18 protein-coding genes are annotated in these 21,169 nt (G+C 66.3%); 12 read left to right on the top strand and 6 right to left on the bottom strand.

The annotated features are described in order from the left end of the window. Positions 1-15 precede the first annotated feature (15 nt). Complete coding sequence (locus AB9O74_RS11725; protein WP_369349409.1) at positions 16-2,655, top strand: excinuclease ABC subunit A; 2,640 nt, start codon at positions 16-18, stop codon at positions 2,653-2,655. A 3-nt stretch (positions 2,656-2,658) separates the two neighbouring features. Here the strand turns inward: AB9O74_RS11725 and AB9O74_RS11720 are convergent, their stop codons facing one another. After that, positions 2,659-3,390: an ABC transporter ATP-binding protein gene (locus AB9O74_RS11720; RefSeq protein WP_369349408.1), complete on the bottom strand. Its 732-nt coding sequence runs from the start codon at positions 3,388-3,390 to the stop codon at positions 2,659-2,661. Next, positions 3,387-4,637 (bottom strand): efflux RND transporter periplasmic adaptor subunit, encoded by a 1,251-nt coding sequence (locus tag AB9O74_RS11715; protein ID WP_369349407.1) that lies wholly within the window; start codon positions 4,635-4,637, stop codon positions 3,387-3,389. The genes AB9O74_RS11720 and AB9O74_RS11715 overlap by 4 nt, the downstream gene beginning before the upstream one ends. A 284-nt stretch (positions 4,638-4,921) precedes the next feature. Here AB9O74_RS11715 and AB9O74_RS11710 point away from each other — a divergent pair, with 284 nt between their 5' ends. From AB9O74_RS11710 to AB9O74_RS11665, 10 genes are all read left to right on the top strand, one after another. Then, on the top strand, positions 4,922-7,402 hold the full coding sequence (locus AB9O74_RS11710) for an ABC transporter permease (RefSeq protein WP_369349406.1): 2,481 nt from the start codon (positions 4,922-4,924) through the stop codon (positions 7,400-7,402). 55 nt (positions 7,403-7,457) lie between these two features. Continuing rightward, complete coding sequence (locus AB9O74_RS11705) at positions 7,458-8,267, top strand: prolyl hydroxylase family protein (RefSeq protein ID WP_369349405.1); 810 nt, start codon at positions 7,458-7,460, stop codon at positions 8,265-8,267. Continuing rightward, positions 8,264-9,415 (top strand): hypothetical protein, encoded by a 1,152-nt coding sequence (locus tag AB9O74_RS11700; protein ID WP_369349404.1) that lies wholly within the window; start codon positions 8,264-8,266, stop codon positions 9,413-9,415. Before AB9O74_RS11705 ends, AB9O74_RS11700 begins: the two co-directional genes overlap by 4 nt. A 94-nt stretch (positions 9,416-9,509) precedes the next feature. Beyond that, entirely contained in the window at positions 9,510-9,665 is a 156-nt protein-coding gene (locus AB9O74_RS11695) for a hypothetical protein (RefSeq protein ID WP_176988029.1), read from the top strand. 83 nt (positions 9,666-9,748) lie between these two features. Beyond that, on the top strand, positions 9,749-10,918 hold the full coding sequence (locus AB9O74_RS11690; RefSeq protein ID WP_369349403.1) for a radical SAM protein: 1,170 nt from the start codon (positions 9,749-9,751) through the stop codon (positions 10,916-10,918). Then, positions 10,915-11,445: a hypothetical protein gene (locus tag AB9O74_RS11685; protein WP_369349402.1), complete on the top strand. Its 531-nt coding sequence runs from the start codon at positions 10,915-10,917 to the stop codon at positions 11,443-11,445. Before AB9O74_RS11690 ends, AB9O74_RS11685 begins: the two co-directional genes overlap by 4 nt. Next, the gene (locus tag AB9O74_RS11680) at positions 11,442-13,577 is read left to right on the top strand and encodes a peptidase domain-containing ABC transporter (protein WP_369349401.1); all 2,136 of its coding nucleotides are present in this window, start codon (positions 11,442-11,444) and stop codon (positions 13,575-13,577) included. The genes AB9O74_RS11685 and AB9O74_RS11680 overlap by 4 nt, the downstream gene beginning before the upstream one ends. 67 nt (positions 13,578-13,644) lie before the next feature. Next, positions 13,645-14,268, top strand: a complete 624-nt coding sequence (locus AB9O74_RS11675) for a hypothetical protein (protein WP_176988033.1) — start codon at positions 13,645-13,647, stop codon at positions 14,266-14,268. Continuing rightward, on the top strand, positions 14,269-14,820 hold the full coding sequence (locus AB9O74_RS11670; RefSeq protein WP_369349400.1) for a DUF6817 domain-containing protein: 552 nt from the start codon (positions 14,269-14,271) through the stop codon (positions 14,818-14,820). It begins immediately after the preceding gene. Next, complete coding sequence (locus tag AB9O74_RS11665; RefSeq protein WP_319210658.1) at positions 14,820-15,437, top strand: hypothetical protein; 618 nt, start codon at positions 14,820-14,822, stop codon at positions 15,435-15,437. The genes AB9O74_RS11670 and AB9O74_RS11665 overlap by 1 nt, the downstream gene beginning before the upstream one ends. Before the next feature lie 31 nt (positions 15,438-15,468). On the opposite strand, the gene AB9O74_RS11660 is transcribed toward AB9O74_RS11665, so the two are convergent. The 4 genes from AB9O74_RS11660 to AB9O74_RS11645 all read right to left on the bottom strand — a co-directional run bounded on the left by AB9O74_RS11660 (position 15,469) and on the right by AB9O74_RS11645 (position 20,581). Beyond that, positions 15,469-16,029 (bottom strand): TlpA family protein disulfide reductase, encoded by a 561-nt coding sequence (locus AB9O74_RS11660; RefSeq protein WP_369349399.1) that lies wholly within the window; start codon positions 16,027-16,029, stop codon positions 15,469-15,471. Continuing rightward, positions 16,026-18,386, bottom strand: coding sequence for a protein-disulfide reductase DsbD domain-containing protein (locus AB9O74_RS11655; RefSeq protein WP_369349398.1), 2,361 nt, complete (start codon positions 18,384-18,386; stop codon positions 16,026-16,028). The genes AB9O74_RS11660 and AB9O74_RS11655 overlap by 4 nt, the downstream gene beginning before the upstream one ends. Next, the gene (gene cutA / locus AB9O74_RS11650) at positions 18,386-18,724 is read right to left on the bottom strand and encodes a divalent-cation tolerance protein CutA (RefSeq protein ID WP_346489049.1); all 339 of its coding nucleotides are present in this window, start codon (positions 18,722-18,724) and stop codon (positions 18,386-18,388) included. Before cutA ends, AB9O74_RS11655 begins: the two co-directional genes overlap by 1 nt. Positions 18,725-18,796: 72 nt before the next feature. Continuing rightward, the gene (locus AB9O74_RS11645) at positions 18,797-20,581 is read right to left on the bottom strand and encodes an endonuclease (protein WP_369349397.1); all 1,785 of its coding nucleotides are present in this window, start codon (positions 20,579-20,581) and stop codon (positions 18,797-18,799) included. A 293-nt stretch (positions 20,582-20,874) separates the two neighbouring features. On the opposite strand from AB9O74_RS11645, the gene AB9O74_RS11640 reads away from it, so the two are divergent. Beyond that, complete coding sequence (locus AB9O74_RS11640) at positions 20,875-21,162, top strand: co-chaperone GroES (protein WP_019183551.1); 288 nt, start codon at positions 20,875-20,877, stop codon at positions 21,160-21,162. Positions 21,163-21,169: the final 7 nt, after the last annotated feature.

Below are 21,169 nucleotides of genomic sequence, written 5' to 3'. Positions count from 1 at the left end.
CGCTATTCTTCACCTATGAAGACATCCACGCGCACGCGCCGCCCGTCGCCCAGCACTGCCCCGGATGCCTTCGTGCGGGTCCGGGGCGCACGCGAACACAACCTCAAGAACGTGGATGTCGACATTCCACGCGATGCGCTGGTGGTGTTCTCCGGCATTTCCGGTTCGGGGAAATCCTCGTTGGCCTTCGGCACGCTCTACGCCGAGGCGCAGCGGCGTTACCTGGAATCCTTGTCGCCCTATGCGCGCCGGTTGATCGACCAGGTCGGCGTGCCGGATGTGGATGCCATCGAAGGCCTGCCGCCGGCCGTGGCCCTGCAGCAGCAGCGCGGCACCGCCAGCGTGCGCTCCAGCGTCGGCAGCGTCACCACCCTGTCCAGCCTGCTGCGGATGCTGTACTCGCGTGCCGGTACCTATCCGGCACGGCAGCCCATGTTGTACGCCGAGGATTTCTCGCCGAATACGCCGCAGGGGGCGTGCCCGAACTGTCATGGCCTGGGCTACGTCTATGAAGTCACCGAACAGTCGATGGTGCCCGATCCGTCGCTGAGCATCCGCGAACGCGCCATCGCCGCATGGCCGCCGGCGTGGCACGGGCAGAACCAGCGCGACATCCTGGTGACGCTCGGCTACGACGTGGATGTGCCCTGGCGCGATCTGCCCAAGAAGCAGCGCGACTGGATCCTGTTCACCGAGGAACAACCGGTGGTGCCGGTCTATGCCGGCTTTACCCCGGCCGAAACCCGCGCGGCCCTCCGCCGCAAGGAAGAGCCCAGCTACATGGGCACCTTCAGCGGGGCGCGCCGTTACGTGCTGCATACGTTTGCGACCACGCAGAGCGCGATGATGAAAAAACGCGTGGCGCGCTACATGATCGGCGCGCAATGCCCGGTCTGCGATGGCCGTCGATTGAAGCGCGAGGCACTGTCGGTGACGTTCGCCGGCATGGACATCGGCACCCTGTCACAGCTGCCGCTGAGCGCCATGGCACAGGCACTGCGGCCAGCCGCCGAAGGCCACTTCGACGCGCCCAAGGCCACGGCCACGCGCAGCCGCAGCGCCGGCCGCCAGGCCACCGCCAAGCGCGTGGCGGCCGGCGGCAACGCGCATGCCGGCGGCAGCGACGTACGCCGCACGCCGGATCTGTCCGAGGAGAAACGCATCGCCGCCCAGCGCATCGCGCATGATCTGGTCGAGCGGATCGGCACGCTGCAGTCGCTCGGCCTGGGCTATCTGTCGATGGATCGCGCCACCCCGACGTTGTCGCCGGGCGAGCTGCAGCGCCTGCGCCTGGCCACGCAGATCCGCTCCAGTCTGTTCGGGGTGGTGTACGTGCTGGATGAGCCGACTGCCGGCCTGCATCCGGCCGACGGCGAGGCCTTGTATGACGCATTGGCGCAGCTCAAGGCCGGCGGCAATACCTTGTTCGTGGTCGAGCATGATCTGGAGATGCTGCGCCGCGCGGACTGGCTGGTGGACGTCGGCCCGGGCGCAGGCCAGCACGGCGGCCAGGTGCTCTACAGCGGGCCCCCCGAAGGCCTGCGCGCCATCAAGGCCTCGGTGACCGCGCCGTATCTGTTCGAGGACGATCACGGACCACGCCGCACGCCGCGGGCGCCGTCCGGTTGGCTGGGCCTGCAGGGCATCCATCGCAACAATCTGCATGGCGTGGACGCGCGCTTTCCGCTGGGCGCGTTCACGGCGGTGACCGGCGTGTCCGGCTCGGGCAAGTCCAGCCTGGTGAGCCAGGCCCTGGTCGAGCTGGTCGGCGAACACCTGGGGCAGGAGCCGGTGATCGAGGAAAACGACAGCGAACTGCCGCAGCCCAGCCGCATCGAACGTACCCGCGGCCGGTTGAACGGCGCCAAGGCGATCAAGCGTCTGGTCAACGTTGATCAGAAGCCGATCGGGCGCACGCCGCGCTCCAATCTGGCCACCTATACGGGCCTGTTCGATCATGTGCGCAAGCTGTTCGCCAGCACGCGCGCGGCCAAGGCGCGCCGCTACAGCGTGGGTCGTTTCTCGTTCAACGTCGCCGCCGGGCGCTGCGAGACCTGCGAGGGCGAAGGCTTCGTCCATGTCGAACTGCTGTTCATGCCCAGCGTCTACGCGCCATGCCCCACCTGTCATGGCCAGCGCTACAACGCCAAGACGCTGGAGGTGCAGTGGAACGGCCGCAACATCGCGCAGGTGCTGGCGATGACGGTCGAGGAGGCGTTGGCCTTCTTCGCCGACGAGCCGCCCGTGCAGCGTCCGCTGCAGCTGCTGCGGGATATCGGCCTGGGCTATCTGCGCCTGGGCCAGCCGGCGACGGAACTGTCCGGTGGCGAGGCGCAGCGCATCAAACTGGCCACCGAGCTGCAGCGCAGCCAGCACGGCAACAGCCTGTATGTGCTGGACGAGCCGACCACCGGTCTGCATCCGGCCGACGTGGACAAGTTGATGACGCAGCTGCACGGGCTGGTCGATGCCGGCAATACCGTCGTGGTGGTCGAGCATGACCTGCGCGTGGTCGCCGACGCGGACTGGGTGATCGATGTGGGACCGGGTGCAGGCGAAGAGGGTGGCCGGATCGTGGCCGAAGGCATCCCCGCGCAGGTCAGCCGTGCCGCGCAGGGCGCGACCGCGCGCTATCTGCGTCGCTGGTTCGGGTAAGCATCACGCCTCGCGCGGTGGTCGCTGGCCGATGCGGCCATCAAGCATGTAGACCTCGCGTTGCGCGCGCGCAGAGTAGCGGGGATCGTGGGTCACCATGCAGATGGTGGAACCTGCAGCATGGAGCTCTTCCAGGAGCTGCATGACGGCCTCGCCGTTGTGCGAGTCGAGGTTGCCGGTCGGCTCGTCGGCGAGCAGGATCGAAGGGCTGCCGACCAACGCACGTGCGACCGCAACCCGCTGCTGTTGGCCGCCGGACAGCTGCGCCGGGAAGTGCATGCCGCGGTGGCCCATGCCCACCCGTTCCAGCGCGGCGATGGCCATCCCGCGCCGCTTCGATTTCGGGATATCGTCGCGGTAGGTCAACGGGACCTCGACGTTCTCGAGAATGCTCAGGTCACCGATCAGGTTGAAGGCCTGGAAGATGAACCCGATCTGCCGACTGCGTACCCAGGCGCGCTCGATCTCATCGAGTTCCTCCACTTCCACGCCATCCAGGAGATAACGGCCGGAGGTAGGTACGTCCAACGTGCCCAGAATGGACATCAGGGTGGATTTTCCACAGCCCGAGGGTCCGGTGATGCTGACGAACTCGCCACGATCAACGTGGAAATCAACGCTCGACAACGCGTTCGTCTGGACCTCGTCGGTCAGGAAGGTCTTGCAGATGTCGCGCAACAGCAGCAGCGGACGCTCAGCCACGGCCAAGGGAACAGTGTCGGGCAGGGCGTTCACTGGATGGACACCTCGTTCGAATCGGAGAACTCGCTCATATCCGACAGCACGATCTGATCGCCCTGCTTCAGGCCGTCAAGCACCTGCACCTCGTTGACCGAATCTTTGCCGAAGCGTACCTCCACCCGGCTTGCCGCCCCGTTTCCGCTCAGGCGATAGATGGGATTGGTGCTGCCGGGATGAATGTTGACGGGTCGATTGACGAACAATGTTCCGGCAATGCGGTCGGTGGTGATTACGCCATCCACGGACTGCTCCGCGCGCGTACCGGACGGCAACGCGCCGGCAAGGTCCACTTCTACCAGGATGGTGCCTTTTTCGACCGCCGGATTCACGCGCCTGACCTTTCCGGGCACGTTGGTGCGTCCGATCTCCAGCGTCGCCGACTGCCCGGCAGCGAGATCGGCGGCCTGGGACTCGGGAATTCTCAGCTCGGCAATCAGTTCGCCCGGGCGGGCAATACGCGCGATGTTGACGCCCGAAGCAACGCGCTGGCCTTCTTCCACCGTGATCTGCTGGACCACACCCTCCATGCCGGCTTTGACACGCAGGCCATCTGCTTCGGCCTGCCGAAGCTGGGCAGTGCTCTCCAGCTGCTGCACGCGGGCCCGGCTCGCGGTGAGCTGCGAGCCGATGCTGGACGCCGATTGCGCCACCCGCTCCCTGGCAATGCCCAATGCCTGTTCATACTGTCGGAGCTTGATGGCGATCTTCTTGTATTCGACCTCCGCCAACACGCCTTTTTCCAATGCGCGCCGCGCTGCCTGTTCCTCCACCTGCAGCGAGTCGCGTTCGCCTTCGGTGCTGGAGAGTTCCGACTTCGACTGCAGCAGTTCGCCCTGCAGCCGCGCCTGGAGAGCGGCATGATCGCCTTGCGCCGCAGCGTGCTCGGCAGTGGCCACCAGCAGCCTGTCCATGACCTCGGGATTGGTCATCTCGATGATGTCGGTGTCGGCGCTGACGTTGGCACCGGGGCGGACCAGCAGGCGCTCGATACTGGCATCGGTCTTGGCCACCACCCAACGCATCTGGCTGGAGACCAGCTTGCCAGGGCCGCGTACCGATCGCACGAATTCACCCTGACGAACCGTATCGATGACGATGTCCGAACGCCGCACGGAGGGGTGGGAAGAAGTGAGGGCGACGACGCCGCCGACGACAGCGATGAAAGAAAGAAGAGAGACCCCAATCACGATCCGCTTGCGCTGATGCTTCCGTTGCTTCATTTCAGGACGTGCGATATCCATGCGCGCAGATGTACCAGACAGAAGAACAGTATTTAGTCTTGACAGCGGGGTATTGGCATGTCAAGTATAAAAACACCTGCATCAAGGAAGTCCGCAGGTCGCAGTTCTTACCGACATGAGTTGTGACGCAATCGAAGATTCTGACGTTGGGAATCGCAGCGCGTCGCATGAACCAGGGATGGAATATGCTGTGAATGGACGTTGCGAAGGAAACGCGGAGCATCGCGTCAGCAAGACGACATGCCGTCATGATCTGATGACGCTGGCCGGGGAATTGCGCCGCGATGCGCGATGATCTTGCGGTCGCGCTGCGCAGGATCACGCGCAGCCCTGGCTCCAGTGCGCTGATTACCGCCCTGCTGGCGATGGTGATCTTCATCACAGCCTGCGTATTCACCGTCGCCTACGGCATGCTTTGGAAACCGTTGCCGTTTCCGGCCCAGTCGCGTCTGGTACAGCTCACCTCTTATTCGACCAAGATGGGAATGGACCTGGGGTGGTCCATCCCCTATCTGGATACCATCGCGCGCCAGAGTCGTGAACTTTCTGCGGTGGCCGGCTACCAGACCAGGGAAGTCAGCCTCGCCGACACTGCGGGTGGCATCACCGGCACGCTGGATGTCGTGATGGCGGAGCCTGCGTTGTTCGGCATGCTCGGTGCACGTGCGGGTGCTGGCCGGCTGTTCAATGGTGAAGATGTACTGCCCGGTGCGGAACCGGTCGCGCTGGTGTCTTCCCGTTTCTGGCGCGCGCGTTTCGATGCTCCCCTGGGTACCGAGGTGCACAAGCTGTACCTGGATGGTGTCGCCTACCGCATCGTTGGCGTGCTGGACGATTCCTTCGCGTTTCCTGATCGCAGTCGGCACGTCTGGCTGCCGCTGTCCTTCAGCGAGGAGCAGACGGCGCTGGGCAACGCAGGATCATTCGGCAACCTCAAGGCCATCGCGCAGCTCGCACGTTCCAACGGCCGTCTGGCCGCCGCCTCGGAGATGATGGGGCTGGTCTACGCGGTGCCGACCCTGGCCAACATTGGAAACCAGATCGGGCTGCAGGTGACCGCCGTACCGCTGCGTTCGCTGTGGCTGGAGGGCCGCCAGGGATCGCTGATTTCCATGCTGGTGGCGGCGCTGCTGGTGTTCGCCGTGACGGCCGCGAATGTCTACAACCTGTTCGTGCTGCGGCTGATCCGACGTCGCCAGGAGATGGCGCTGCTCGAGGCGGTGGGAGCGACCCGACAGCGCCGGCTTCTGCAGATTGTCATGGAGTCCTCCTTCTTCGCGGTGGGCGCCTCGCTGCTGGCGGTGGGATTGATGCCACTGGGCCTGGCGGGACTGCGTCGCGTGGATGTACTGCCGCGGGATATCCCGCAGGTGATCGGCCCGGATCTGGTCACGCTGCTGGCGATCGTCGTGATGTGCGCAACCGCTCTGCTGATCCTGCTCGCCGCAGGCAGGGCATTCCGTGGCCAAAGCGTGTTCGAGGTGCTGCGACAGACCGGAAACGGGCAGACGGCAAGTGCGGCCGTGAATCGTCTGCGCCGATTGCTTGTGATGTTGCAGGTGGGCGTGACCTTCGTCCTGTTGTTCTGTACGGCGCTGCTGGTGCGCAGCTCGGATGCCTTGCTGCAGGAAGACGTTGGCTTCAACCGGGGTGGGCTGCTGGTCGGCACGCTTCAGTCCGCGACGTCCGGCGGCGGGGAGGCGGCGCGTGCGGAAGATGCGGCCGCTGACGAGGATGCAGACGCGGAGAACGTGCGGGCGCGTGCGCGGAGCTGGACGGAACGCGTACAGGCCCTGCCCGGGGTCCGTGCCGTAGCGCTGACCTCGTCGGCGCCCTTGAGCCGCAACGTGACGCTGGAAGCCTTCTCCGGACCGGTCACCAGCGGCGGTGGCCAGGGCGAGCAGCCCAAGGCGTACCTGGCCTACACCGGCCATGCGTATCCCCGTGCGCTGGGCGTGCGCATCCTGCAGGGGCGCGCGTTCAGTGCGATCGAGTCCGAGCAGGGCGCGCCGGTTGCCCTGATCGACCGTGCCCTTGCCGAACGGTATTTTCCGGGTCAGGACCCGCAGGGCCGAAGCCTGCGGGTCGCCGATGGCACGACAGGCGCACTGGTCGACCGGGTGGTGGTGGGTGTCATCGAGCGCGTGCGCCAGCGCGCCCTTGCGCAGCAGGACGAATATCCGACCATCTATCTTCCCGACGCGGCTCCACTGCTGCGCCCGGAGGCGCCTTTGTCCTCGGCCGAGTTCGTCGTCCGTGCCGATCATCCCGGGCGGATCGGAAAGGCACTGCAGCAACAGGCGCAGCAGGCGGGACTGATGCTGACCCAGACGATGACGATGGAGCAGCGTATCGAGGACACGATCATCGATCAGCTACGCCTCAACGCGCTGCTCAGGATACTGAGTGGCGTCACCCTGGTGCTGGCGTCGGTGGGGCTCTACGCCCAGCTTGCGCAGTCCGTGGCCATGCGCCAGCGCGAGTTCGGGGTTCGCCAGGCACTGGGCGCCAACCGCCATGACATCCTGCGCAGTGTGCTGCTGCAGGGTGCCTGGATGGTCGGCTGGGCATTGGTGGCGGCACTGCCCGTGGCCTTGCTGTTCGGTGCCCTGCTGCGAGAGCGCCTGCATGGGATATCGCCGTTCGATCCGGTATCGCTGTCGATCGTGGCGCTGATGCTCTCACTGGTGGCATTGATGGCCAATGCACTGCCTGCCTACCGTGCTGCACAGATCAAACCCATGTTGGCGCTACGAGCAGAATGAAGCAGGGCCACGCAGGTGCTGCGTGGGAGGGACTGTCGTTTTCCAGGAGGATGAAATGATCGCAGCTGATGAGGTTCGCTCGTACATCCAGGCCCAGCGCGGCACCGGCATGGCGTCGTCGGCGATCGTGGATGATCTTCTCCGGATGGGCTGGCATCCGGGCAGCATCGATCGTGCCATCAACGATGCGCTGGGCGAGCCTGCGATGCAGTCGTCGCGTCCCCGGCTACCGGACGGACATGCGACGCGCCTGCAGCTTGGGGATCGCACGCTGCTCGTCCAGGCGCGGTGGCAGCGTCCGGATGCGTGCCTGCTGTCCGGATTCCTTGACGCAGCGGAGTGCGCGGAGGTCATCGGTCTGGCCGAGCCCTTGCTGCGGCGATCGCAGGTCCGGGTGGGCGATGGCCACGCCGCGGCGGGTAGTGTCACGTTGTACGCGCGAACCAGTGAACAGGCCTGGATAGCGCCCGGCCAGTCGATCATCGTTGACCGTATCCAGGCGCGGGTAGCGGACCTGACCCATTGGCCTGCCGGCTGGATGGAGCACCTGCAGGTGGTCCGCTATGGCGTTGGCGCTGATTTCTCGCCCCACCACGACTTCTTTCCGGCGAGCGACCGCGCTGAAGGGCAGGGACAACGCGTCGCGACGCTGATCATGTATCTCAACACGCCGGCCCAGGGCGGTGCCACCAGCTTTCCGGATGTCGAGATGGAGATCTACCCGCAGCAGGGCAACGCGCTTTACTTCGCGTATCCCTGCGCGACGGCGGACAGCCTCACGTTGCATGCCGGTGTGCCGCTGGCGGCGGGAGAGAAGTGGATTGCCACGTTCTTCCTGCGCGATGGTGCCTGGGAGGGGCGATGATCGATCTGATCGCCAGCCTTGCTCTCCCGGCGCTGGATGCGCCGCCAGACGACGCGTCCGCGCAGGTGGCACACGGCTACGCCACGCAGGTGCGGCGGCGTATCCAGGCGATGCTTGAGCGCACCGGTACGGATCCTCTCGTCCTCGATGCAATGATGCCCGCGTGTCTGAGGCCAGGTTGGCGGCCGGAGGTGGGCATGGCGGCACACCTGTGCACGACGCGCCCGCAACTGGCGGCACTGCAGTTCATCGCAGCAGTTGCAAGTCACGCGGTGCCTGCCGACGTGACGCTCGAGCTCGGCGCGCCGGGCCGGATCTACGTGGATGGCCATCGCCTGGAAGTCGCCGGAACGACGACGGTGCGCGTCGAGACATCGACGCTGGAACTGGAGTCGCAGCGCGGTCACTGGTCGTTGCGCCACGACGGTACGCGGTTCTCCGTGCTGTCATCGCCGGTCGGCGGGGAACGATGTGTCCTCCGTTGGCGCCCGGGCAGCGGGCTGCGCTATCTGGTCGATGTGGGAAGCGGTCACACAGAAGGCGTGTTTCCCGATCCCCTGGCGTGTGCTGGCACCGTGCCGAACCTGTCCAGGAACGATTTCCGCGTCGCGGTGCAAGGCATCACCGAGGCCATGGAGATCATCCACGAGGCATCTGCGAGCTACGCGGCCTGGATCGACACGGTCATCGATGGCGTCCTGGTAACGCGCGACGCCCGGGACTGCGGGCTCAGTAGCCCAGGCCATCCGGGACTGCTGGCAGTGCGCAGCGGGCGCGAGCCACTGGATTACGTCGAGATGATCGTCGCGGCAGCCGCGCAGCAGAAGCTGCTCCAGATCGCGATGATCACCCCGCTCGGTGAGCAGGGCAGGGAACAGCTGCACTACCTTCCGCATCGACGTTGGTACACCACCAGCCGGCGCGCGCTGGCCTCTGCCCACGAGCATCACAACGTCAGCCGGGTGCTTGCCTGCATTGCGGCCCGGTCGGGTGCCGATGGGGCGCTTCGGCGCCGCATCGCGCGCCGCCAGCTGATGCTGGCGCTGGATGGTCGGCAGCCGCTGCAGCGTGACCACGCGCTGAGCGCTGCCGGCGCACGGCTGCGACAGATGCTGGATGCCGGGTCACCATCATCTTTGGCTGTATGAGGATACGTCCGGGTGCGCGGAGCGCGCGTCCGGCAGGAATCTGCGCAAGCAGATGCCCGTTGCCGGCTTTGGCAACATTACATGGAGATTGCAGATGAGCAACGAAACCAACGTCAACGACCTCGCAAAGGCCGCGTCTGAATTGGTACTGCGCGAGCTCGACGAGATGGAAGCTCGTGACATTTTTGGTGGTGACGGTGGCTGGGTGAAGGTCGGGCCGATCGAGCCCGCGGTGAACCAGCTGAGCTGATCACAGCGACGTGAACCCCGTGGCGGTGACGGCATCGTGTCGTCACCGCCACGCGCCAGAAAGCACGATGCCGGAGCCAGCTCATGCGTATCAACGCCCTGTACGTCATCATCAAACTGGTCGAGCGCTGCAACCTGAAGTGCTCCTACTGTTACTACTACACCGACGAGAACGCGGAGGTGTATCAACGGGCGACGCTGATGCCCGACGGCCTGCTGGTGCACCTGATCGGCTACATCCGTGAGGCGCTGGTCAGTGCCCCGGTCCGCCGGGTCGTCTTCGGGTTTCATGGCGGCGAACCCACGCTGGCCAAAGCTTCACGCGTCAGGGCATTCTGCGAGCAGGCCCGTCAGGACCTCGAGGGACAGGTCGAGGTGGGATTCGCGCTGCAGACCAATGGCGTGCACATGTCCAGGGAATGGCTGTCACTGATCGTGGAGCAGCGGATGGGCGTCGGCATCAGCATCGATGGCGATCGTCAACTGCACGACACGCATCGGGTCGACCACGCGGGAAAGGGATCCTACGACCGGGTCAGGCACACGCTGGACACCCTGCTTCCTCTCGAACGGGCCGGGCATGTCCGCGTAACGGCTCTGACCGTGATGGGCGAGACATTCGACGGCGTGGCCCAGTACCGCCATATGGTGGACACGCTCGGGCTCAACCATATCAAGCTGCTGTTCGTCGACCGCACGGCAGACATGCCACCCGGCGCACCGGTCCTGGACAAACTGGCTTCGGATCTCTGCGATATGTTCGATCACTGGCTGTTACATGACCGGAACCGCGTGGATGTGTCGCTGTTCACCAGCACGGTACGCGCACTGCTGGCGGTCGAGCACGGCCTGCGGGGCGCGCGTGACCGCATCACGATGGGCTTTGCGCTGCTGAGTGATGGCAGGGTCCGCATCCAGGACGACTTCATGATCGCCTCCGACTGGTTCTGGAGCCAGCAGGAGTTGAATGTCGTCGATACCGCATTCAAGGACTATGTCCAACAACCCCACCTTCAACAGCTCGTCCACGAACTGATCCACGTCCCGGATGCCTGCCAGGACTGCGAGTTCTCTGATGTGTGTGCGGGTGGCGAACCCGCCCACCGGTACACGCGGGCCCGCGGCTTCGACAACCGTTCCGTCTACTGTGACGCACTCATGCGCTTCCACCGGCACGTGCAGACGCGGCTGGCGGCCGGAAGTCGCGCGTTGCCTGCAGCCCTTCCATCGACGCTCGAGGCGGGCGTGGCGTGAACAGGAAAGACACGTCGTTGGAGACCTCGTCATCGCCCCTGTTGCGTCGGCAGGTCTTCGACAGTCCCGGGGCGGCCGACTGGCTGCGGGTCACCTCGGCCAAGGTGCCGTCCGGCGCCTGGCTGCTGCTGCCCAGCCTGCTCGCTGTTGCCGCGCTGGTCCTGGTCCTGGGCCATATCGAACACACACAGATGCGGTGGCAGACAGCGTCACTGCAGACTGATGCGTCCACCTGTGATGGTGCAGCCGGCTGCGCGCCCGTGCCGTGGATCGATGTGCCGCGAGGCGGGCGCCCCGGCTGGCTGGTCATCGCATTGCCTGCTGCGGAAGGGCAAGGCAGCCGTCGACGGCTTGAGGTCACACAGTGGTCCACGCCAGGAGATGCCAGGATGCAGCGGGCCATGCTGGCCTGGCCGGCCGACCTTCCTGTGCCGTCTGGACCGCTGCGCGTGTCCTTGCCGCAGCGCCACTCATTGCTCGGCTGGATGCTGCCCGCCTGGCGCCGTTTCGAGACCCATCGCTCATGAGCCAGAGAGGGGTGGAGCGTCTCATGAGTCGTCGACGTCGCCGGGTCCCCGTGATCCTGCAGGCGGAGATGCTTGAATGCGCGCATGCCTGCCTGGCTATGTTGATGGAGCATCACGGGCAGCCGTGGACGCTTGAGCAGATGCGCTCCCGCTTCGTGCCGTCGTCGCGGGGGACCAGCGTCAGTCAGATCGTGCGCATGGCGCAATCGCTCGGCCTGGATGCACGTATCTTCCGGGCGGAGCCTGATCATCTTGCCCAGCTGAAGATGCCCTGCATCCTGCACTGGGATGTCGTGCATTTCGTAGTGCTCGAGGGCGTCGCCGATGATGGATTCCACCTGGTGGATCCTGCGGTCGGGCGCATGGTCGTGGGGTCCCGCGAGTTCGATCGTCGTTTCACGGGGATTGTCGTGGAAGCCACGGTCGGTCTGGACTTCGGTCGGATCCCCCCGGCCGCCGATCGAAGCGCGCTGGTACTGTTGCGCGAAGGCGTGCTGCAGCGCCGCGGAACGATCGCGGCCGTGGTCGGAATGGCCTTGTTGCTGGAGGTACTGGCCCTGATAGCGCCATTGTTCATCCAGGTCTCAACGGACTCGATCATCCCCGCAGGCGACAGTGGACTGTTGTGGATGCTGGTGGCCGCGTTCATGGTCGCGGCAGTGCTGCAGACGCTGGTATCGATGGCGCGTTCCTGGACGTTGCTGCGGCTGGGCGAGGAGCTGACGGTGGCGTGGAATGCCGCGGTGTGCAGCCGGCTTCTGCGGCTCCCGTACATTTTCTTCATGCGTCGCTCCATCAGCGACGTGCACTCGCGCTTTGCGTCCATAGAAGAAATCCAGCGGGTGGTGACCAACAAGTTCGTCGAGGGTGTGCTGGACGGTGTCACCGCCCTGTTGACGTTGGTGATCATCCTGGCTTATTCGCCAACGTTGGCCCTGCTGACGTTCTGCTTCTGCCTGGCATACGGAATACTGCGAAGCCTGACGCTTTCGCGGTTGCTGGAGGGCACCGAGCGCGCGATCCGGGCCAGGTCCTCCCAGCAGGGACAGCTGCTCGAGATCCTTCATGGTGTGCACTCGATCAAGGCGGCCGGCGACGAAGAGAAGCAGGTGTCCAGATACAACAGGAAGACACGCGACGCGGCACAGGCGAGCGCCTCCGTGCAGCGGTGGGGCGGGATGGTGGACGAGATGGGTCAGGCGATCCTGCGCCTGCACTGGATAGCGGCGGTCGGACTCGGCGCATGGCTGGCGATCCGCGGGAGCATCACGGCGGGCATGCTGGTCGCTTACGTCACCTACGCCTATCAGTTCTCGCTCAGGTCGATCCGGATGCTGGATCTGGTCGCGCAGTGGCGGACGTTGCGGCTGCACAGCGTGCGTCTGGCCGATATCGTGTCCGGGCCGACGCAGGCGCCGGGGGGCGATGAGCTGCCACTCCCGGGACGCAGCGATTTCTCCGTCCATGCGCTGCAGTTCCGCTACAACAGTGATGGCCCACTGGTACTCGCCGGCGTCAGTTTCGTGGTGGGCAGTGGCGAGTGCGTGGCCATCACCGGCGCCTCCGGCAGTGGCAAATCGACCTTGGCCAAAGTGCTGGTGGGGCTGCTGGAGCCGGACCAGGGGCGTATCGAGCTGGGTGGGCGGCCGATGCAGGTGCTGCGGCGCGAGCATCTGCGTGAGCAGATTGCCTGCGTCCTGCAGGACGATCAGTTGTTCAACGGCACCATCGCCGAGAACATCGCCTTCTTCGAGCCTGGATTCTCGCGGGAACGCGTGAGCAGGGCGGCGATGCTGGCCCAGATGCATGACGAAGTGATGGCCATGCCACTTCGCTACGACACCCGCGTCATCGACCTGGGCGCGTCGCTGTCGGGAGGACAACGGCAGCGCCTGATACTCGCGCGTGCGCTGTACCGCGAGCCGAGGATCCTGATTCTCGACGAGGCCAGCAGCCATCTGGATCTGGAGAACGAGCGCCTCATCAATGAGGCGATCCAGGCCCTGAGCATCACCCGCATCATCATCGCGCACCGTCCCCAGACCATCGCCATCGCCGACCGCGTGCTGGAGATGCGCCAGGGATGCCTGTACGAGGTAACGCCGGCGAGGTGCGATGAACTACCCGCATGAGGCTGCAGGAGCGAGCACCTGCACATCCACGTGGATCGATCTCCATGACGCAGAAGGAGTTGAACAGATGTCGACACTACAACTCGATCGCCTTGCTCCCGCCCACGTGATGCCGGCGCACGGCGAGGTGCTGGTTCTTGAAGACAGCGTGCCGTTGGCGTTGCGGAGGGAGATCCTCGGGCTGGTCCGGCGCCCGATCTGGGCCTACGGCTGGAAATCGGTGAAGGACCATGATCGCTACGGATTCTGGCATGCGCATTTCGCCGGTGGGGGAGAGGACGACCAGCTCAGCTGCGAGCCGGCACTGGCCGCCAACGTGCAGGCCCAGCCGATCCATCGGCTGTGGCGGCTGCTTGCCTCCGGCATTCTCGAAGGGCACGTCCCGGTGCGTGTCTACGCCAACGGACACACCTACGGTGTCGAAGGGTACATCCATACCGACAGCGAGGAGGAGGACGCGTTCACCACCATCTACTACGCGCATGCCGCCTGGGACGCGAACTGGGCCGGAGAAACCGTGTTCTTCCCGCAAGGTGGCGGCGCTGGCAAAGCCGTGCTCCCCGAGCCGGGCAGGGTGATCGTGTTTCGCGGCGCAACACCGCATGTGGCGCGCTCGGCCAGTCGTGAATGTCCGGAGTTGCGTGTCTCGGTGGTGATCAAGACACGTCTGGCGCGTCCGGGAGACCAGTGAATGGAGGCCAGGCCGATCCTCTCCGCCGCGTCCGGGCCACTCACCACGCTGCTGCACCATCTCGGTGCCGCGGATGTGACCCACAGCGGCAGAACGTTGCTGGAGCATCTGGCGGGAACGGCGGCGCTGCTCAGGCAGTGGGGGTGCTCCGAGCACGTGGCTGCCGCGGGCATGTATCACAGCATCTACGGAACCAACGCATTCTCCTTCGCCTGCCAGTCGCCGCAGCTGCGTGAGGAGATCGTCGCGGCCATCGGGCGGGAAGCGGAACATCTGGTGTATCTGTTCGCGATCAGTCACAGGCCTTCCGCCTGGTTGACGGCGTTCCATGAGGGCTCCGTCGTCAGTCGTCTGGACGGCAGTCGGCATCCCGTGACCGGCGAGCAGCTGCGCGAGCTGATCGCCATCGAGTGCGCCAACCTGGTCGAGCAGGGCGCGGTGGCGGGTTTTGTCGAGGCGCTGCTGAAACTGCCGGCGTCCCATCGGCAAGCGCTGATCAGCGCCGAGGTCCACGAGGGAATCATTCAATTGACAGAGGAGAGGACGAAATGATGGAACCGGCGCTGGCGATCGAAACGCCCCCCGCGACCGCCCTTTTTGAACAGCGCGGGTATGAGGTCGTCCCCGCACTCATCCCCCGCGAGGTCCTGGACATCGCGTTCCGGTACTACCTCTCGTTCACCAATTGCCCTGGCTACTACACGGTCAAGCCGGGCGTCCAGGCACTTGACCGATATGCCGACGCACTCGGCGAGGCGATGCTGCCCACCGTACAGGCCCGGCTGGAGACCCTGACCGGTTTGAAACTGCTGGCGACCTATTCTTTCGCACGGATTTACACCACCGCGTCAAGGTTGCGCAAACACGTTGATCGCGGGGCGTGCGAGGTCAGTGCCACCATGACGGTCGGCTTCCGGAATGCCGATGGACTCTGGCCCATCTTCGTCGAGTCTGACGGCGTCGACGTGGCCGTTCCCCTGGATGTCGGTGATGCCCTGGTGTACCGGGGAATGCAGGTGCCGCACTGGCGTGAACCGCTGGCCAAGGGCATCTGGTGTCAGCTGTTCTTCCATTTCGTAGAGGCGGACGGCGCCATGCGGGAGCACGCCATGGATGGTCGCGGACGGCTCGGCCCGTGGACGGGTGATCAGCTGCAGCAGGCCGACTGAGCCGGGAATCCCGGCATGCGCAGCACTGTCGTCAGTGCCTCGCCCAGGCCTCGATCTCACCGGCCGCGAACGGCCCCAGCTTCTGTTTCACGATCCGTCCCTGCGCATCGACCAGGACCGAGTACGGCAGCAGGCCCTGCGCGTTGCCCAGCCGCACGCTGGCATCGGCCGGCCCGGGCGTCTCGAGCACGATCGGGTAGGTGACCGGAATGCGGGTCAGAAAATCGCGCACGCCCTCGGGCGTATCCAGCGCCAGCCCGAGCACCTGCACCCCGCCGGCACCCTGGCCGGCGGCAAACGCGGTCAGCGCGGGCATTTCTTCCACGCACGGTCCGCACCAGCTGGCCCAGACGTTGATCAGCAGCGGGCGCCCGCGGAAGCGGGCCAGATCCACCGGCTGGCCGTGGAGGTCCGGCAGGGTGATCGCCGGCAGCGGGTCGCCGGGCCGGGCCGGGGCCACCACCAGGCGCGGCGGTGGCGGGGCAGAGGCCGGACCGGTTTCCCGTCCCGGGAACCACACGCCGGCGCCGATACCGAGCACGGCGGCGATCACGACCACCACGACCGTCCGGCGTGGTGGCCGCGTCCTCATCGCGCGGTCCGCAGCAGCGCTTCTTCCACCAGCGCCTGGGTGAGCACGGTCGGCAGCACGGTCGGCGGTGCGCCGGGGCCGTAGACCACGTACAGCGGCACGCCGACGGCCTTGTGTTCATCCAGGAACGCGGTGATCTGCGGGTCGACATTGGTGTAGTCGCCGCGCATGTAGACCGCGTTGGTCCGGCGCAGGGTGTCGCGGAAGGCGTTGGTGCCGAGCACGGCGCGTTCGTTGGCCTTGCAGGTGACGCACCAGTCGGCGGTCATGTTGACGAACACCACGCGGTTGTCCTGGCGCAGGCGATCAAGCATCTGCGGCGAGTACTCGACCACGTTGTCGCTGGCCGGCTGCGCGGCCTTAGCCGGCGGATCCAGGCGGGTCACGCCCCAGACCGGATACAGCGCGGCCAGGATCAGCAGCATGGCCAGTAGGCCGGCGACGCGCTGGCTGCGCCAGCGGCTGCGCTCGAACCACCACAGCGCCAGCGACAGGATCACCAGGCCGCCCAGCACCAGCGCCATCGCATCCACGCCGCGCTGCTTGCCCAGCACCCACAGCAACCAGATCGCGGTGCCGTACATCGGGAAGGCCAGCACCAGCTTGAGGGTCTCCATCCACGCGCCCGGGCGCGGCAGGCGACGGGCCAGCGAGGGCACGAAGCCAATCAGCAGGAACGGCAGCGCCAGGCCCAGGCCGAGTGCCAGGAACACCAGCATCGCCTGCAGGCCCGGGGCGGCAAACGCATACGCCAGCGCCGGGCCCATGAACGGGGCCACGCACGGGCTGGCGACCACGCAGGCGAGCACGCCGGTGAAGAAATCACCCACCGGGCCGCTGCGCGAGGCCAGCGACTGGCCGACACCGCCCATGCTGCCGCCCAGGGTGAACACGCCCGACAGGCTCAGGCCGACGGCGAACATCAGGTAGACCAGCGCGGCGATGAACCACGGGTGCTGCAGCTGGAAGCCCCAGCCTGCGGCCTGGCCAGCCGCACGCAGCGCGATCACCAGCGCGCCGATGGCGGCAAAGGCGACCAGCACGCCGGCGGTGTACCAGAGCGCATGGCTGCGCGCACGCTGGCGGCTCTCGCCGCTCTGCGCCACGCCCAGCACCTTCAGCGACAGGATCGGCAGCACGCACGGCATCAAGTTGAGGATCAGGCCACCGGCCACGGCGAACAGCAGGAGCACCAGCAGGTTGCCCGGTGCGGCCGCTGGTGCGACCGGCGGCGGCGTGCGCTGCGCGTTGTCCGCGCTCGCATCGGGCGTGGCGGCGGTGTCGCGCGGCACGGCCAGGGCAGGTTCGTTCGGGCGGATCAGCATCGGCTGGCTACCGGCGTCGCCGCGGGCCAGGGCACGCTTGTCACGCGTGGGCAGCGGTGCGATGACCTCGGTCTTCTGCGCGACCTCATCGGCCTTGGCGTTGATCGTGCCTGCCGGCAGCGCCAGCTTTACCCGGCGCGTCATCGGCGGGTAGCAGATGCCGTCGGTCTGGCAGCCCTGGAAGGTGATCACCAAGGTGGCATCGGAGGCACCGGCGGTGCTGCGGCGCAGGGGCAGCGGCACGTCGACCTGGTCGAAATACACCGCCACGTCGCCGAAGTGCTCATCGCGGTGGGATTGGGCGGCCGGCCACTTCGGCTTGTCCGCGCGGATGCCCGGGGCGCCTTCCAGCGCCAGCGAGGTGCGGTCGCGATACAGGTAGTAACCCGGCGCGGGGGTGAAGCGCAGCAGCACGGTATTGCCATCGCCGACGATCGCATCGAAGCCGAACGCGCGCTCGGACGGCAGCGGCAACGCCTGGGCGTTGCTGGTGCCGGGCAGGCGCAGCCCGGTGCCGGTGTTGCCGGCCAACGGGTTGTTGAACGGGGAGGCGGCAGCGCCGGTGGCGGCCGGGGCGCTGCTGGCCGCGCCGCTGCCACCGGCCGGCAGCTTCACCTGCAGCGTGCGCTTCTGCGGCGGGTAGCACACACCCGCATCGGCGCAGCCCTGGTAGCGCACTTCCAGCGTGACGGTGTCGGTGCCGTCGGCGGCCTTGCCCGGCAGCACGCCGGTCAGGCGTTCGCGGTAGGTCTCCACCTCGCCGAAGAAATCATCGTGGTGCTTCTTGCCGGCGGGCAACTGCAATGCCTCGGCATCGAAGCCGGCAGCGGCCTTGACCGTGGTGCGATGGCGATACAGGTAATAGCCCGGGGCGATCTTCCAGCTGATCTCCACCCGGTCGCGATCACGCGCCTGTGCGGTGAGCCCGAAAGCCTCATCGACCGGGAGCAGGTCCTTTTCGCTGACCGCCCAGGCCGGCAGGGAGAGCACGAGCAACGCGCACAGCGCGGCAACACGACGAAACAGCGTCATCAATCACTTTCCTCACGGGTCTGGGCCCGAATCCAATCCAGGTACGCCGGCAGGCCGGCGCGGGTTTCGACCGCGATGCACTCAGGGAGTTCATACGGGTGCAGGGCCTGCACGCGCGCGATCGCGGCCTCCAGGCGGCTGCCGGTGGTCTTGATCAACAGTTGGACCTCAGGGTCCTCGGTGACCTCGCCCTGCCAGCGGTAGGTCGAGTGCGCCCCGTCCAGGCGCGTGACGCAGGCCGCCAGCCGTTCGTCCACCAGCGCATGTGCCAGCCGCGTGGCGCAGGCCACGTCGGGGCAGGTGGTGAACAGCAGGAAGACGGGATCGGCGATCGACATGACCGCCGAGTATAGGACCGTGGGAGGCCAATGGTCCGACCGGCGCCGCGAGGGGGCGCCGGTCGGCCGGGCTCAGTTGGCCAGCTGGCAGGTCGCCGGCTGGGCCGAGGTGAACAGCGCCGGGGTGGCCCACTCCGGGTGGTCGATGAACGGATTGCGGTTGCCCTGGAAACTGAAGATGACCTCGTTGCGGGCGCGTTCTGCCGCGTCCGGCGGGTCTGACAGGTGCCAGTCGATCAGGGTCGAGAGCAGGCCCATGTAGGCCGGCGAGGCCGAGGTCTTGACGATCCTGCTGCGGTCGTCGGTCAGCTCCAGGTCCGGCTCGGACTGCCCGGTTTTGGCATCTTTACCGCCTTCATAACGGATCGCCATGTACATCACCGCACGCGCCATATCGCCCTTGCGGTGGCCCCACACTTCGAACGAGCCGCCATTGCCATCCGGCGTGCGCACCCAGTTGGACGTGCCGGGGTAGCCGCCGCTGCCGCCGCCGAATCCGTTGTTGGCTTCGGTCGCGCGTTCACCGCAGTTGCTGTCGCATTTGGCAAAGGGCTTGTTGCCGCGGTCCGCATTCCACTGCGCATCGGTCAGATACAGCATGTGGGTGTCGGTGTAGGGCGCGTAGGGCAGGCCCTTGTCGCCGGTGGTGCTGGCAAAGCCCAGCGAGTTCGGCCAGGTGTGCTCGCGGTTGTAGGTCAGCCCGCTGCCGGTGCCCGCACGGCCGCTGACCTTCGTGTAGCTGCGGTTGCGGTAGGCATCGAGGATGTTGCCGCTGTTGTTGGGATCTTCGTCGGCGATCTCGAGGATGGTCCAGGTGCTGGTGCCCGAGCCGCTGTAGGGATAGGCGGTGTGGCCCTTGATGGTTTCGTGCAGCGAGCAGCGCAGCTGGCTGGGGGTGGAGGTGTTGACCCTGGCGTAGTACTCCCCGGGCGTGCCGGGATTGCCCGGATCGGGCGTGGTGGCGGTGGCCACGGTGAAGGCGATGCGCGTATCGGCGGCCGGGCGCGCGCCCTGGGCATCCTTCACGCGGGTGGCGCGGATGTCGAAGCGGCACGCTTCACCCGCCACCAGTGCGGTGTTGGTGGCCAGGGTGAAGCGGGTGCCGGTGGTCGGGTGGCTCAGCGCCACGCTGCCGGACTGGCCGCAGCTCAGCGCGAAGGCGCCGCTGGTGAGGGTGACCGGCTCACTGAAGGTGACGCTCAGGTCGGCGGCGGCGGGGAAGGTGCTGGCGCCCTGCTCGGGGGTGGTGGCGGTGACCGAGGGCGCCGTGTTCGGGCCGGTCGGGCCGCCGCCGCTGAAGGTCTGGCCATGGTTGCAGGCGCCGAAGGTCTGCGCGGCCGAGGCGGTCCAGGTGAAATGCGCGTACTGGCTGCCGGCGCCGGTCAGCTGGAGGGAGGTGCCCGGGGCGGTGCCGTTGGTCTCGCTGACCGGGATGTTCTGGCTGGTCAGGCCCGCGGCGGGCCCCCCGGCGGCGGTGATGGTGCCCTCGTAGCTGAGGAACTGGACCACCTTGCCACTGGCATCGACCAGGGCGATGCCGTCGTTCGGGCCGTTCTGGATGCCGTTGGTCGGGTAGGTGACCGTGGCCAGCCGCGCGCTGCCGCAGCTGGCGGTGCCGGCCGGGACTGCGTTGTTGGCGTAGACCGCGGCCGCCGAAGGGTTGCTGCCGTTGTAGAGGTAGAGCCGGTAGCCCGACAGGTCTTCACCGGCGGTGGCGACCACCTCGATCGCCTCGCCGACGTCCCCGGCCGGGGTGCTGTCGTCGTAATGCAGTTCATTGATGAATACATCGGCCCGGGCCGGGCTGCTGGCCAGCGCCAGCAGGCAGGCCAGGGATAGCGGCGTCAGCAACCTCATCTACGGCTCCTTGTGATTGGTCAGTGCCGCTCGAATCTACGCAATCCAGATGACACATCCATGGGACCGTCGCGTTCGACCTTTCGCATTGAGAACTGCGTCAAACATTCACATCCAGGGGCGGCCCGGGAAAAAAATCCGACCGGCTGCCCTTGAAAGGGGAGGGGCCAGCACCATCTCTGCTTTGTCCCGCACCGTCGGGTTTTTTCGTGAGCGTGGCTGGCAGTCGCCCTGTGCGAGTGCTAACATCGCCAGACTTTCCTAGACCAATCAACAACTTAAAAGGGTCTCACATGAGCATCAAGCCGCTTCATGACCGCGTCGTAGTCAAGCCGATCGAAGCCGACGAAATCTCGTCCGGCGGCATCGTGATTCCGGATTCCGCCAAGGAAAAGTCGACCAAGGGTGAAGTCGTGGCCGTCGGCCCGGGCAAGCCCCTGGACAACGGCAGCGTGCGCGCGCCGTCGCTGAAGGTCGGTGACAAGGTCATCTACGGTCAGTACGCCGGCAGCAGCTACAAGTCCGAAGGCGTCGAGTTCAAGGTCTTGCGCGAAGACGACATCCTCGCCATCGTCGGCTGAGTGGGCG

Source organism: Stenotrophomonas sp. JAG2 (assembly GCF_041080745.1).
Classification (GTDB): domain Bacteria; phylum Pseudomonadota; class Gammaproteobacteria; order Xanthomonadales; family Xanthomonadaceae; genus Stenotrophomonas; species Stenotrophomonas maltophilia_AA.
This window is presented reverse-complemented; position numbering and strand designations above follow the sequence as displayed.

Bases quoted from the DNA above. Each gene is read 5' to 3' on its own strand.
- AB9O74_RS11725 (WP_369349409.1), top strand. From the start codon at position 16: ATGAAGACATCCACGCGCACGCGCCGCCCGTCGCCCAGCACTGCCCCG.
- AB9O74_RS11715 (WP_369349407.1), bottom strand. From the start codon at position 4,637: ATGGATATCGCACGTCCTGAAATGAAGCAACGGAAGCATCAGCGCAAG.
- AB9O74_RS11710 (WP_369349406.1), top strand. From the start codon at position 4,922: ATGCGCGATGATCTTGCGGTCGCGCTGCGCAGGATCACGCGCAGCCCT.
- AB9O74_RS11705 (WP_369349405.1), top strand. From the start codon at position 7,458: ATGATCGCAGCTGATGAGGTTCGCTCGTACATCCAGGCCCAGCGCGGC.
- AB9O74_RS11700 (WP_369349404.1), top strand. From the start codon at position 8,264: ATGATCGATCTGATCGCCAGCCTTGCTCTCCCGGCGCTGGATGCGCCG.
- AB9O74_RS11695 (WP_176988029.1), top strand. From the start codon at position 9,510: ATGAGCAACGAAACCAACGTCAACGACCTCGCAAAGGCCGCGTCTGAA.
- AB9O74_RS11690 (WP_369349403.1), top strand. From the start codon at position 9,749: ATGCGTATCAACGCCCTGTACGTCATCATCAAACTGGTCGAGCGCTGC.
- AB9O74_RS11680 (WP_369349401.1), top strand. From the start codon at position 11,442: ATGAGCCAGAGAGGGGTGGAGCGTCTCATGAGTCGTCGACGTCGCCGG.
- AB9O74_RS11675 (WP_176988033.1), top strand. From the start codon at position 13,645: ATGTCGACACTACAACTCGATCGCCTTGCTCCCGCCCACGTGATGCCG.
- AB9O74_RS11670 (WP_369349400.1), top strand. From the start codon at position 14,269: ATGGAGGCCAGGCCGATCCTCTCCGCCGCGTCCGGGCCACTCACCACG.
- AB9O74_RS11665 (WP_319210658.1), top strand. From the start codon at position 14,820: ATGGAACCGGCGCTGGCGATCGAAACGCCCCCCGCGACCGCCCTTTTT.
- AB9O74_RS11660 (WP_369349399.1), bottom strand. From the start codon at position 16,029: ATGAGGACGCGGCCACCACGCCGGACGGTCGTGGTGGTCGTGATCGCC.
- AB9O74_RS11655 (WP_369349398.1), bottom strand. From the start codon at position 18,386: ATGACGCTGTTTCGTCGTGTTGCCGCGCTGTGCGCGTTGCTCGTGCTC.
- cutA (WP_346489049.1), bottom strand. From the start codon at position 18,724: ATGTCGATCGCCGATCCCGTCTTCCTGCTGTTCACCACCTGCCCCGAC.
- AB9O74_RS11645 (WP_369349397.1), bottom strand. From the start codon at position 20,581: ATGAGGTTGCTGACGCCGCTATCCCTGGCCTGCCTGCTGGCGCTGGCC.
- AB9O74_RS11640 (WP_019183551.1), top strand. From the start codon at position 20,875: ATGAGCATCAAGCCGCTTCATGACCGCGTCGTAGTCAAGCCGATCGAA.